The following is a 13,150-nucleotide window of genomic DNA, read 5'->3' as shown; positions in this document are numbered from 1 at the left end:
TTTCTGTAATATTTGATAATTATTTAAGTGCAGTATAGCAGATAGCAGCGAGTGCCGCGCCTGCGATAGGACCGAGTACAGGTACCCAGGCATAAGGCCAGTCGCTGTCAGATTTTCCTTTGATGGGCAGCAACTGATGCATGATGCGAGGGCCCAGGTCTCTTGCCGGGTTGATCGCATAGCCGGTAGTACCGCCGAGCGACAAGCCAATGGCCCAAACCAGGAATGCTACTGGAATAGCGCCAAGAGAGCCCATGCCGATAGGGGCCTTCGTGTCTGACATTTCACCACCGGTAAAATAAAATACCGTGAACACCAACACAAATGTGCCGGTAATTTCACAGAGTACATTCCTTGGAATATTCACTATGGCAGGCGTGGTACAGAAGGTGGCACGTTGTAATCCCGTATCAGCGGTATTTTCATAGTGATCCTTGTAGTTCAGCCATACGAGGGTAGTTCCGGCCATTGCTCCCAGCATTTGCGCCAGTATAAAGACAGGCACCTGGGACCAGGCAAACTTATTGGCCATGGCCAGTCCTATGGTTACGGCAGGATTCAGGTGTGCGCCGCTGACAGGTCCGGCGATGACAACGCCTACATACACAGCCAGTGCCCAGCCGGTAGTAATAACGATCCAGCCGCCGCTGTTACCTTTTGTTTTGTTGAGTACCACATTGGCAACAACGCCGTTACCCAGAAGGATAAGAACAGCCGTGCCAATAAATTCTGCAAGAAAGGGTGTCATAACGTAGTATTGATTGATAAAATTACAGTTGTGCCCAAGTTTTGGCGGTAGCAACGGCCTTATTCCAGCCAGCGATCCATTTCGTACAGTCGTCTGCGTTACCGGCAGGAGAGAAGCATTTCTCCATATTCCACTGGCTGCGGATCTCTTCCAGATCGCGCCAGTAGCCGGTTGCCAGTCCTGCAAGATAAGCAGCTCCGAGCGCGGTCGTTTCAGTGATGCCTGGTCTTACCACCTGCGTTTGCAGGATATCGGCCTGAAACTGCATCAGCAGATTATTTGCGGTGGCGCCGCCATCTACGCGGAGTTCCTGGATAGAAAGTTGGGAATCCGCTTCCATGGCTTTCAGTACGTCCATTGTCTGGTAGGCAATGCCTTCCAGTGCCGCGCGGGCAATATGTCCGGCGTTGGTGCCGCGGGTCATACCTACCAAAGTACCGCGTGCATGCTGGTCCCAGTGCGGAGCGCCCAGGCCTGCGAATGCGGGCACCAGGTAAACGCCGTCATTCTGAGAAACGGTGGCAGCAAGGGCCTCCACTTCTCCCGAAGACCTGATAATACCTAATCCATCACGCAGCCATTGTACGATGGCGCCTGCAATAAAGATACTACCTTCCAGTGCATAGTTCACCTTTCCGTTTACCTTCCAGGCAACCGTAGTGAGGAGATTATTGTTACTGAGGATAGGCTTCTCCCCGATATTCATTAACATAAAACATCCCGTGCCATAGGTATTTTTCACCATTCCTGGCTCGGTACACATTTGTCCAAAGAGGGCCGACTGCTGATCGCCGGCGATGCCCGCAATTGGTATTTCCGCCGCAAAAACGCCGGTAGCCGTTTGGCCGATTACCTCGCTGGATTCTTTTACTTCCGGCAGTACAGATGCAGGAATGTCCAGTAATGCCAATAGTTCCGTATCCCATTGTTGGGTATGGATATTAAACAGCATGGTACGACTCGCATTCGTAATATCAGTGGCATGTACAGCGCCTTTGGTGAGGTTCCATACGAGCCAGCTGTCGATAGTGCCAAATGCCAGTTGGCCTTTTGCAGCCAGTTCCCGGGCGCCGGCAACATTGTCCAGTATCCATTTTATTTTAGTGCCGGAGAAGTAGGCATCGATTACCAGTCCGGTTTTTTCACGAATCAGTGCTGTTTTTCCTGCGGCTTTCAGACTGTCGCAATAAGCGGCAGTACGCCTGTCTTGCCACACAATAGCGTTGTATATTGGATTACCTGTATTGCGGTCCCATACGACGGTTGTTTCGCGTTGGTTGGTGATCCCAATTGCCGCAATATTGGCGCCTGTGAGTCCTGCTTTGGCAATGGCTTCAGTGGCTACTCCTATCTGGCTGCTCCAGATTTCCATTGGATCATGCTCTACCCATCCTGGTTGCGGGAAGATCTGGGTAAATTCTTTCTGCGCCACAGCGTGAATGCTGCCCGCTTTGTCGAAGATGATGGCCCTTGAGCTGGTAGTGCCCTGGTCGAGTGCCATTACGTACATGTTCATGTTTTTCTTTTTATCGTGGATGATAGGTTTTACTATTTTGGATAGTTGATTACAGGGAGACCGCCAACGCTCCAACCGGCTTTGGTTCCTGGAGGAGATAATTTGCGGCCAGGGCGGTAAAGCGCTGTACTTCTGTTGCTATCCATTCCTCATTTTTACCGGTGGCATTGGCCATGATGGCGGCTACCTGTGGGGCCATCTGCACTGCTGCCGCTGCATCCAGGAATAATGCCCGGAGTCGTCTGGCCAGCACATCTTCCACTGTGTGGGCCATTTCATGCTCTACAGCCCATATTACTTGTGCGCCAATATAAGGGAAAGCAGGATGCAGTTGTTTGCCCATTTCTGGGTTTCTGGATACATAGGAGCGTATATTGGCCGCTTCGCTGCCATAAACGTCCAGTGGCGCCGCTTCGGTATTGCGTTGCTGATAACCGTGAATACGCAGACTTTTCGTCTTACAGGCCACAGGTGTCAGGCCGCCTTGTTTGATCGCCAGTTCTACGGTATCTTCTGCCATTCTGCGGAAGGTCGTCCATTTTCCGCCGGTAATGGTGATCAACCCTGCGTCGGAAACGATGAGTTTATGACTACGACTGATTTCCTTGGTACTGCCAGTATCCTTTTGTGGCGCTGCCAGTGGCCGCAGTCCTGCGAATACGCTTTTTACATCTTTACGAGTAGGTATACGCGTTAGATATTGCGCTGCCGTATTCAAGATAAAATTTATTTCTTGTTCCAGTGCTACCGGTTCCAGACTATGTTCGTCCAGTGGCGTATCGGTGGTGCCCAGCAATACTTTATTATGCCAGGGGACTGCAAACAGTACGCGTCCGTCGGAGGTTTTAGGAATCATGATGGCGCTGTCGCTGTCCAGGAAGGAGCTGTCCAGCACCAGGTGTACACCCTGACTGGGGCGCACCATGTTGGGTGCTTGTGGATTATCCATTTGCATCACTTCATCTACGAAAACGCCTGTAGCATTGATGACTACTTTTGCACGGATATGGAAAGTTTCATTTGTTTCCAGGTCTTGTGCCATCGCGCCGGATATTTTGTTATTCAATTTATCCAGTGAGATCACCTTGCAATAGTTCAGGAGTGCGGCGCCATGAGCGGCGGCGGTTTGTGCTATGTTTACTGCGAGTCGTGCATCATCGAACTGACCATCGTGGTAAACGACGCCTCCTTTGAGTCCTGATGTCTGGATATTCGGGAGTCGTGCAGCTACGGCCGATTTACTGATATGATGTGATTTTCCCAGGCTTAATTTCCCGGAGAGGAGGTCGTATACTTTTAATCCGATGGTATAGAAGGGGCCTTGCCACCAGCTATAATTAGGAATGACGAATTGTTGGTTATGGGCCAGATGCGGGGCGTTGGCGAGGAGGAGGCCTCTTTCATAGAGGGCTTCTCTAACCAGGGCTACATCTCCCTGGGCGAGGTATCTTACGCCGCCATGTACGAGTTTGGTGCTTCTGCTGGAGGTCCCTTTGGCGAAGTCGGCCTGTTCCAGGAGCAGTGTTTTATAACCTCTGGAGGCGGCATCCATGGCAATACCGAGGCCGGTGGCGCCTCCGCCTATAATTAGCAGATCCCAGGCATTTTCGCCCATCTGTCTTATTTGTTGAATTGCATCTAACCGCTTCATGGTCCTATTTGCTTTTGTTTTGTTTCAGTTGCTTCTGATTCCTTTCGTGAAATAAAGAAACGAAACATTTCGAAACTAAAGTAAACAAATAAATGAAAAGAAAGAAAATAATTGGATATTTGGAAGAATTCCGTTTTCAAACCGTTAATTTTACGGTATGTCTATGATAAACATTGCAGAACGCCATAAATATATTTTGGATAAACTCCAGGAAAAGGGATCAGTTAGCGTACTGGACCTTTGTAAGGAGCTGGATGTTTCCGCTGTTACAATTCGAAAGGATTTGAAACTGCTGGAGGATAAGTCGCTTTTATTTCGTTCACATGGTGGCGCCACAACGGCCAATCCATATACGAACGATAAACCGGTGAATGAAAAGGAACATATCCGCCGCGAGGAAAAGCAGGCTATTGGGCAGGCAGCAGCGGCATTGATAGACGCCAATGATGCGATTATTATTGCTTCTGGTACCACGGTGCAGGCATTGGCCAGGCATATCCATCCACGGGGGCAGTTAATGGTGATTACAGGGGCATTGAATGTATCCCTGGAGTTATTGCGGCACCCGGAAATAGAGGTGATACAATTGGGCGGACATCTGCGTAATAGTTCTTCTTCTGTTACGGGGCCTTATGCAGAGCGGGTATTGGCAGATTTCTCCTGTAGCAAGTTATTCCTGGGAGTAGATGGCATTGACCTGGAATTTGGGTTCACCACCACCAATATCATGGAGGCGCATCTGAATCAGAAAATGATGTCCACTGCGCAGAAAACCATTGTCCTGGCAGATTCCAGTAAGTTTGGCAAGCGAGGCTTTGGCAGGATTTGCGGCCTGGAAGAGGTAGATGAAATTATTACAGATAAAGGCATACCGGAACATGTGGTGAAACAATTGGAAGAAGCAGGGGTGAAGGTGACGTTGGTATAACGAATCGTTTATTACTAAAACTTATGAAAATCAATATAGCCTATCTTTTAATGCTCCTGTTGTTACTAATGGGAGTAAGTAGTTGCGATTTCCAGAACGCTCCACAAACTGCCGCAACGAGTAATGGCAGCCCACCTGCAGACACGCGTCTCCCTGAAAACGACCAACTGATACCTGCACTTAATACAGGGGTGATTACCTTAAAACCAGATTCCAACAGGACATTCCTTCTGCTGAATGCGGATGGTAGCACCTGGAAAGAAATCACCTTTGATGATGCATTTGCAGATACCTCCCTTTCACCTTATGCCGCTAAGTCAGAAAACTGGCTCCTGATGTTCAGATGTACAGCCGTAGAAAAGGACAAGTATAAAGTAATTGTGAATGAAAGCACCGGAGAAGAAAAATACATTAGCACTAATGACTATAATTTCATGAAGAAAACCTGGGAAGAGAATATTACTGAGGCGGTATTTGTAGACTTCAATGAAACAAACAATCCGCTCAGAGCAAGTAAAAGTGATACTGCTAAGGTAATACACGTACCCGATAATGTGGAGGAGGACGTCTTTTACAGGCCGGAGAAGATTGAAGGTGATTGGTTACATGTGCAGACAAACGATGAAAAATATGAGGGGTGGATCAAGTGGAAGAATAAGCAAGGGCGAATTATTGTTGGTATTTTTTATGATGCCTGAGCGGGGAAATTTTCCTTTGAAATCGCTGATGGCTTGTTAGAATACAATAAAGGCCTGCTTAATAATTTTTATTTGGCACTTAAAATGGATATTACATTCTTGAAAGACTGTATTGTTTTTGATACAGCCTTTCAAGAAAACAAATAATAAATCCCTATGCAACTACTTTGTGGCAGCCCTACGGGTAACCAAATAATACTTGTGATATTTATCTTTATCGTTATATTTTTAGCGATTGTATTTGTGCCGGGTATATTTATTCTGAAACTACTTTTTAAGCATAGTAGCAAACAGAAGAAGTGGGTGGTAATGCTTATCTGGTTGATGGTTGTAACGCTGTTTACCTATTTCCAGATCCTTGGACGCAGGTAAAAGATACTCAAACAGAACGATTAGTTAACGCGATCCTGCTCCGCATCCGCTCCGCCATTATTATGGTTACGCTTACGGCTAAACGCATCTTTACCAAATTTGTAGTTGAACGACAATCCTACTCGCCGGTTATCCGTTTCTCCGGTATGATAAGCGGTGGTTTGCAAGATAGAAATGGTTTCATCTCTGTAAATAAATGTTTGGAAGATATCATTGAAACTGAGCTTCACATTTCCTTTCCCTTTTAAGAACGTTTTTTGTACACCTGCATCCTGGTACCAGAAAGAATGGCTATATGACTGACCAGCATTGGTTTTCCCTCTGAAATAAGAGAACAATTCCAGGCTCCAGGTTTTATTTAATTTGAACTGGTTGATGAGGGTAACTCCTCCGGTATTAATATGGCCATCTATTGGTTGCTCCAGAGTCGCGCCACCGGAGTAAGTCAACCGAAGGAGGAGTACATTTGCATTCAGGTTCCACCAGGGGAGAGGCGTTAATGACACATTATTAATGAGTCCTATGCCATATCCGTTTAAGAGATTTTCGGGTCTGCTGATAAAGGCGTTGCCTTCTCTTATTGTTCCCTGGAATACAAGTGCTTCTACATGATCATAGACAAGGGTGAAGTTAAACCGGCCCCGATGGGAGTACTTCAATTCTATCCGGTTATTATAGGTTGGCTTCAAACCTGGATTTCCACCTGTAAAAGAATATTGATCCCTCATCAGCGTGAATGGATTCAGTTGCTGGTAATTGGGTCTACGTATTCTTCTGCCATAGGATAATGTCAGTGTATTTTTTCCTGAGCTATCCAGTTTATACTGGAAATAGGCTGTAGGAAAGAGGTTCAGGTAATTATTGGTGAAGGCGGAATCTTTGTTGGCAGATAAGGTTTCCAGTTCTCCTTTCGTATAAGCATGCTCCAGTCGTAAACCCGCTTGCAGGGAGAAACGGTTCCAACTGTTATTCAGACTTATATAGGCGGCATTGATCATTTCCCGGTAGATGAAATGATTGCTTTTACTGTCGTCCGCTAACATATCATTCCCACTCGCATAATAGAACTGGTTATCATTATCTGTATCGACGATACTTGATTTTATACCGGCATCCAATCTGCCGCGTTTCAGGAAAGGCTGTGTGTAGTCGCTTTTGAAAGCATAGATATTGATCGTAAGGGGCTGTTGAAATAATTGGCTGTAACTATTGATGGGCGTATTATCCGGCCAGAAGGAAGTACCAGCTATCTGTTGTGTTCCGTAGGAATAATAGCGGATATAGTCCATATCAGCGGATAGTTCTTTCCCGGTTTTTTTGAATTGGTGATTAAAGTTCAGATTCACACCGGTATTCCTCCATTTATATTGACCATTCGTATAGCCCTCGCCGATAGAATCTATTTCGGATTTGGCATTCCTTTGCATATTGGAGGAATGGAGGTATTCTTCTCTGGGTCTCGTACCAATGCTGAGAACGGCGCCCAGCGTGGTTTTGGGGGTGAGAAAGAAGTCGGTCCCAAACCTTCCGTTATAGCCATTGGCACGGGAAAGGGACTGATTATTCAAATGGGTGGATGACAGCGGTTGTCCCTGTACTGTACTTAACTGTCTGTCGTAAGTATCCAGAGAATAGTAATTATCCCGACTATAACTCAGGTTACTGAAGAGGTTCATTTTAGGCGTTCGGTAATTCAGATTAAGCCCGGAGTTACTACGGTCGTAGCGGCCCTGGTTATAGCCGAGAGAGAGGTTTCCGTTGAAACCGGCCGTCTGGTTTTTTTTCAAACGGATGTTTATTACTGCTGCACCGGCGGCATCATATTTGGCAGGAGGATTCGACATTAATTCCAGTTTGTCTACGTTTACAGCGGGGATGGCTCTCAGGTATCCGGCGAGGTCCTGCGCTGATAGGTAGGTTGGTTTATTGTCAATCAGTACCAGTACACTTTTCCCATTCAGGGTAATATCGCCTCCTGTTGTAATGGCTACTCCTGGCGATTTTGTCAATATGTCTTGCAGATTGCCTCCCGCGGCTGTAATCATACTGGCAGGATTGACAACTGTACGGTCAATTTGCTCTTCAATCATTGGTTTCTGGGAAGTAACCGTTACTCCTTGCAGTTGTTTTGTGCCTGATAAGGATATCATCATTGGCGGCAGTTTAACATCCGGATGCAGCTTGTCGACCGTAATAACGGTACTGAAGATTTGATGATGTCCTTTATAAGAAGTGCTGAGTATATAGTTATTTTCCGGGAGATCACTGAACAGGAAGTCACCATTGTCACTTGTTACCTCGCTTTTTACCAGCGATGAATCCTTTTGATGCAGCAGTGCAACAGCTACACCCGGGATGGGTTTGTGCTGTGCATCATGGATAACGCCGGTAATCTTTTTGCTGATAGGTTGGGATTGTCCGAACATGATTTGGGACTGCCACAATAGAAGGAGAAGCGTTGTTAAAAATAATTTCATTTTAAGGGCTTTGAAAGGCGGATAAGAGTTTGTTAATTGCAGTCTAAATGTAGCCCGGAACCGACCCTGGTGAAAGGTTTTGTGACGAATTACCGTTAAAATGGGACGAAATGGAAATATAACATGCAGACCTGTTTTGATACATGAAAACTTTAAAGATTATTGAATTTTTGGCCTATGTACGAACAGCAATTTTTAGCTTATATATTATACAGTACTTTGGTACAGTTCAGGGCCCAGGGATTAGAAACGAATGATAAGCCCTTGTTTTGGATCTCTGATTTATTGCACAATATTCCATTACAACTACTGGATGAGGATAAGTCGAAAGCAGCCTTTGAAAGACTTGAGGCGAATGTCAGGACCTATGAGATAGATAAATGGTTGGAGGATCACAGGAAAGGTTTTCTGATGAGCTTTCCTGAATACAGACCAGAAAATGCGGCTGGAGAGGATAACGAAGTGGTTTCATGAACCAAGAATTGGAATGTCCGGAGGAGATCATCAGGACGGAAAGAGTGGATACCATAATTGAAAATACTGTGATACATGAAACATGTCCCTGTTGCGGTCACAGGACTTTACCTGAATTCGGAGAGTATGTTACCTGTCCCAATTGTTATTGGGAGGATGATGGTATTCGTAATCCGGAATACTATAGTTCTCCGAATCATATGACCTTACAGGAAGGGATCAACAACTTTCTGGAATATGGGGCTTGTTCCAGGGAGTTTGTGCAATATGCGTCCGCTAGTGGGATTAACTATTTGCGGTAATCTATTTCCCTATATTAATCGCCACTCGTTTCTTATAATTGGTGGGGGATTCTCCTGTTACCTGCCGGAATAGCCTTGCGAAATAATTGGGTGATTGAAAATTCAATTCAAAGGCCACACTGGAAATGTCTCTGCTACCATCCTGGAGAAGGATCTGGCTATGGAGGATGTTTACCTCGTTAATCCATTGTTTGGGAGGCTTACCAGTAGCCTGTTTGACGACCTTGTTCAGGTAGTTCTCTGTAATGTTCAGCTTTTCCGCATAGTAGGAAACCTGCCTTTGTTTCAGGTGATGCTGTTGTACCAGCTCGCGGAAGTGAAGGGATATTTCTGTGGCCCTGGTCATATTGCCGTGGCCTTCCGCAGCGGAGGCGATGATCTTCTGCAGGAAAGGCCGGAATACGCCGATGGCTACTTCCAGGGAAGTATTTTTAGAGGCCAGTTCTTCTTCCATTAACTGCACCAACTGGGATAGCCATTTAACGGCAGGGGTGGGTAATTTAACGAAGGGAGAGGTAAAGAAGAAGTTGAATAATTGTCGGTTAAGTGCAAGAGATTCAGTTACTTCGTTTTCAAAAACCACAAAGAATCCTTCTGCATCTCTGGAGATTTCCAGCGTAGCGGTAATGTTCCCCTGGCGGATGAGTAGTATAGCATTGGCATTTAGCCGGTGAGACCCAGTTTCAAGTTGCTGCACAATCTGTCCTTTCGTCACGAAGATCAAAAAGTTAAATGAGGTACGATAGGGGAGCACGGGTATTACAATATCCCGGAGGTAATCCTCAATCCTGTATACCTGCAGCTGTGCATCGTTCAGGAGTACCTTGCTGGAAACACCCGGCAGGAACTGCTTTTTATATTCGAAGTTGGAAAAAATTTTAACGGAAGATCTCATAAGTACAAAATTACCGGTTTTTGGATATAATAGTCATGATTTGTGCTAGTCTGATTTTTCATTTCGACGTAATTTGCATGTCCGGAATATGAAATTGTATTTTAGATACATATTATTACTTCTCTTCCTGACAGGCTTTTCGTTCACAGGAAAAAATCAGGGGCCATTGCTGCACAGCGGTGGTAGCAGAACAGCATTATCCGCTACCAATGCGGATATGACTCAGCTTCAGACGGGGCAGGAATGTCTTCATCTGGAACAGCTAATTTACATCAACGACAACGATAATGATGAAGATGTGAGCCGTTTATTTAACGAGCATTCGCATCTCCTCCTCAATAATCTCTCTGTATATTATCTCTCTCTCCTGGAAAGACAGGAGACAATTCCGGAGTATTATACCGGATTTGTGCACGCGGAACGACCCGTCCCCGCTGTCCCCAGATTTATTCAGCATCATCAATTACTGATTCCTTTTCAATCTTAATTTCCTGCACCATAGCGGTTTTTAGTCTGCTTTGTAAAAAGTAACTGCAACTAATTGCCGTTGTGTTAGCCCTCCGCATGCCGGCTATTCTGGCCGAACTTTACTTCGTGCGGATTTGTATATTCGTAAGCCTTGGTCTTCCGAAAAGGGCACTTCATTGCTATCTTCTAAAATTTTACTCATATGCATCTGACTCCCAGAGAAACAGAGAAACTGTTGCTCCATCTGGCCGGAGAACTGGCTGCCAAGCGTAAAGCAAGGGGCCTGAAACTCAATTATCCTGAATCTATTGCCTATATCAGCAGTCTCTTGCTGGAGGCGGCCCGCGACGGGCGCTCTGTGGCTGAACTCATGCAATACGGAGCCACCGTCCTGACGCGTGAAGATGTCATGGAAGGCATCCCGGAAATGATTCACGACGTACAGATCGAGGCAACTTTCCCCGACGGTACTAAACTGGTTACCGTTCATAACCCTATCAGATAAAATCTAAACTCATCTCACATGATTCCCGGAGAATACTTTATCCAGGCAGGAGATATCACCTGTAATGAAGGTCGCGCCACTGTTAAAGTGAAAGTGGTAAATACTGCTGACCGTCCGGTGCAAATCGGCTCCCATTTCCATTTCTTTGAAGTGAACCGCAAAATGGACTTTGATCGTGAAAAAGCATTCGGTATGCGCCTCAACATCGCTGCAGGTACCGCCGTACGCTTTGAACCAGGTGAAGAAAAGGAAGTGGAACTGGTCACTATCGGCGGTACCAGAAAAGCCTTCGGCCATAACAACCTCGTAGACGGCGATACGACCACCGATGCCGCCAAAGCTGCGGCCATGGCTAAACTCGAACCCAATCACTTTAAAAACAAACAGTCATGAGCCTGAAGATAAATAAAACCAAATATGCAAATTTGTATGGCCCTACCGTTGGCGATAAAGTTCGCCTGGGCGATACAAATCTGATTATAGAAATCGAAAAAGATTTCAATACCTACGGTGAGGAAAACAAATTCGGCGGCGGTAAAACGGTGCGTGATGGTATGTCCCAATCCAGCACTGCGAAACGTGATGAAGGTGTCCTCGATTTTGTGATCACCAACGTAATCGTACTGGATCACTGGGGTATCATGAAAGGTGACCTCGGTATTAAAGATGGTCGTATTGTTGGTTTTGGTAAAGCAGGTAACCCTGATACCATGGATAATATATCGCCCAACATGATCATCGGCGCTTCTACCGAAGTACATGGCGGCGAAGGCCTCATCGCTACTGCCGGCGGTATCGATACCCATATTCACTATATCTCTCCGCAACAAATTGAAACAGCGCTGTTCAGCGGCGTAACCACCATGATTGGCGGCGGTACCGGCCCAGCAGATGGTACAAACGCTACTACCGTTACGCCAGGTAAATGGTTCATCGGTCGTATGTTGCAATCTGCCGAAGCATTCCCTATGAACCTGGGCTTCTTCGGTAAAGGTAACTGTGCTACAGAAGCGCCAATTGCTGAGCAAATCGAAGCGGGTGCACTGGGGGTGAAAATTCATGAAGACTGGGGCGCTACTCCTGCTACCATCGATGCTTCTCTGAAAGTGGCAGATAAATACGATGTACAGGTAGCCATCCATACAGATACGCTCAATGAGGCGGGCTTCCTGGAAGATACCATGAATGCCATCAATGGCCGCGTTATCCATACCTTCCACACGGAAGGCGCTGGTGGCGGTCACGCTCCTGATATTATCAAAGCGGCCATGTATCCAAATGTATTGCCGGCTTCTACAAATCCTACCCGTCCGTTCACCAAAAATACGATTGATGAACACCTGGATATGCTGATGGTATGCCATCACCTGAGCAAAAGCATTCCGGAAGATGTGGCATTCGCCGACTCCCGTATCCGTCCGGAAACAATTGCTGCGGAAGATATCCTGCACGATCTGGGCGTATTCAGCATCATGAGCTCCGACTCTCAGGCAATGGGTCGTGTAGGCGAGGTCGTTATACGTACCTGGCAGACAGCCGACAAAATGAAGCTGCAACGCGGCGCATTACCAGAAGATCAATCCGGCACGAATGACAACTTCCGCGCAAAACGCTACGTGGCTAAGTATACCATCAACCCGGCTATTGCACATGGTATCTCCCAGCATGTGGGTTCTATCGAGCCCGGAAAATTTGCAGATATCGTATTGTGGAAACCAGCTTTGTTTGGCGCTAAACCAGAAATGATTGTGAAAGGCGGTATGATCATCGCCAGCAAAATGGGCGACCCGAATGCGAGTATTCCTACACCGCAGCCGGTTATCCTCCGCAAAATGTTCGGCGCTTACGGTAAAGCTTTGCAGAAATCCTGCATCACTTTCGTTTCACAGGCGTCGCTGGATAAAGGTATTGTGAAAGAATATGGCCTGGAGAAAGTAGTACTGCCAGTAAAAGGTTGTCGAAATATCGGAAAGAAAGATCTGATCCATAACGATAAAACGCCGGAAATCACGGTGAATCCGGAAACCTACGAGGTACGCGTGGATGGTCAGGTGATTACCTGCGAACCCGTAGCTGTTGTGCCTTTGGCTCAACGTTATTTCCTGTTCTAAGAAAA

13 protein-coding genes are annotated in these 13,150 nt (G+C 46.4%); 8 read left to right on the top strand and 5 right to left on the bottom strand.

The window, feature by feature from the left end:
• Positions 1-19: 19 nt before the first annotated feature.
• From CLV59_RS17250 to CLV59_RS17240, 3 genes are read right to left on the bottom strand one after another with little or no spacing between them, the layout of a single operon-like run.
• A complete protein-coding gene (locus CLV59_RS17250) occupies positions 20-748 on the bottom strand; it encodes an MIP/aquaporin family protein (RefSeq protein WP_111593300.1) in 729 nt (242 codons plus the stop codon).
• Between the two features lie 22 nt (positions 749-770).
• A complete protein-coding gene (gene glpK, locus CLV59_RS17245; protein WP_111593299.1) occupies positions 771-2,264 on the bottom strand; it encodes a glycerol kinase GlpK in 1,494 nt (497 codons plus the stop codon).
• A gap of 49 nt (positions 2,265-2,313) precedes the next feature.
• Complete coding sequence (locus tag CLV59_RS17240; protein WP_111593298.1) at positions 2,314-3,915, bottom strand: glycerol-3-phosphate dehydrogenase/oxidase; 1,602 nt, start codon at positions 3,913-3,915, stop codon at positions 2,314-2,316.
• A gap of 157 nt (positions 3,916-4,072) precedes the next feature.
• Between CLV59_RS17240 and CLV59_RS17235 the strand changes: the two genes are divergently transcribed.
• Positions 4,073-4,843, top strand: coding sequence for a DeoR/GlpR family DNA-binding transcription regulator (locus tag CLV59_RS17235; RefSeq protein ID WP_317048649.1), 771 nt, complete (start codon positions 4,073-4,075; stop codon positions 4,841-4,843).
• A gap of 23 nt (positions 4,844-4,866) precedes the next feature.
• Positions 4,867-5,541, top strand: a complete 675-nt coding sequence (locus tag CLV59_RS17230; RefSeq protein WP_111593297.1) for a hypothetical protein — start codon at positions 4,867-4,869, stop codon at positions 5,539-5,541.
• A gap of 392 nt (positions 5,542-5,933) precedes the next feature.
• Here the strand turns inward: CLV59_RS17230 and CLV59_RS17220 are convergent, their stop codons facing one another.
• Positions 5,934-8,390, bottom strand: coding sequence for a TonB-dependent receptor (locus CLV59_RS17220; protein WP_111593295.1), 2,457 nt, complete (start codon positions 8,388-8,390; stop codon positions 5,934-5,936).
• 177 nt (positions 8,391-8,567) lie between these two features.
• Between CLV59_RS17220 and CLV59_RS17215 the strand changes: the two genes are divergently transcribed.
• Together CLV59_RS17215 and CLV59_RS17210 are read left to right on the top strand one after the other, a co-directional pair.
• On the top strand, positions 8,568-8,864 hold the full coding sequence (locus CLV59_RS17215) for a hypothetical protein (protein WP_111593294.1): 297 nt from the start codon (positions 8,568-8,570) through the stop codon (positions 8,862-8,864).
• Positions 8,861-9,166: a CPCC family cysteine-rich protein gene (locus CLV59_RS17210; RefSeq protein ID WP_111593293.1), complete on the top strand. Its 306-nt coding sequence runs from the start codon at positions 8,861-8,863 to the stop codon at positions 9,164-9,166. Before CLV59_RS17215 ends, CLV59_RS17210 begins: the two co-directional genes overlap by 4 nt.
• Before the next feature lies 1 nt (position 9,167).
• Here CLV59_RS17210 and CLV59_RS17205 read toward each other — a convergent pair whose 3' ends face one another.
• The gene (locus CLV59_RS17205; protein ID WP_111593292.1) at positions 9,168-10,061 is read right to left on the bottom strand and encodes a helix-turn-helix domain-containing protein; all 894 of its coding nucleotides are present in this window, start codon (positions 10,059-10,061) and stop codon (positions 9,168-9,170) included.
• Positions 10,062-10,149: 88 nt separating this feature from the next.
• On the opposite strand from CLV59_RS17205, the gene CLV59_RS17200 reads away from it, so the two are divergent.
• From CLV59_RS17200 to ureC, 4 genes are all read left to right on the top strand, one after another.
• On the top strand, positions 10,150-10,548 hold the full coding sequence (locus CLV59_RS17200; RefSeq protein WP_111593291.1) for a hypothetical protein: 399 nt from the start codon (positions 10,150-10,152) through the stop codon (positions 10,546-10,548).
• A gap of 183 nt (positions 10,549-10,731) precedes the next feature.
• Positions 10,732-11,034, top strand: coding sequence for an urease subunit gamma (gene ureA / locus CLV59_RS17195; RefSeq protein WP_111593290.1), 303 nt, complete (start codon positions 10,732-10,734; stop codon positions 11,032-11,034).
• A gap of 18 nt (positions 11,035-11,052) precedes the next feature.
• Positions 11,053-11,427, top strand: coding sequence for an urease subunit beta (ureB, locus tag CLV59_RS17190; protein ID WP_111593289.1), 375 nt, complete (start codon positions 11,053-11,055; stop codon positions 11,425-11,427).
• Entirely contained in the window at positions 11,424-13,145 is a 1,722-nt protein-coding gene (gene ureC / locus CLV59_RS17185; protein WP_111593288.1) for an urease subunit alpha, read from the top strand. The genes ureB and ureC overlap by 4 nt, the downstream gene beginning before the upstream one ends.
• Positions 13,146-13,150 lie beyond the last annotated feature (5 nt).

The organism is Chitinophaga dinghuensis (assembly GCF_003259435.1).
GTDB lineage: Bacteria > Bacteroidota > Bacteroidia > Chitinophagales > Chitinophagaceae > Chitinophaga > Chitinophaga dinghuensis.
Note: the sequence above shows the minus strand (reverse complement) of the source record. Positions and strands in the feature narration are given on the sequence as shown.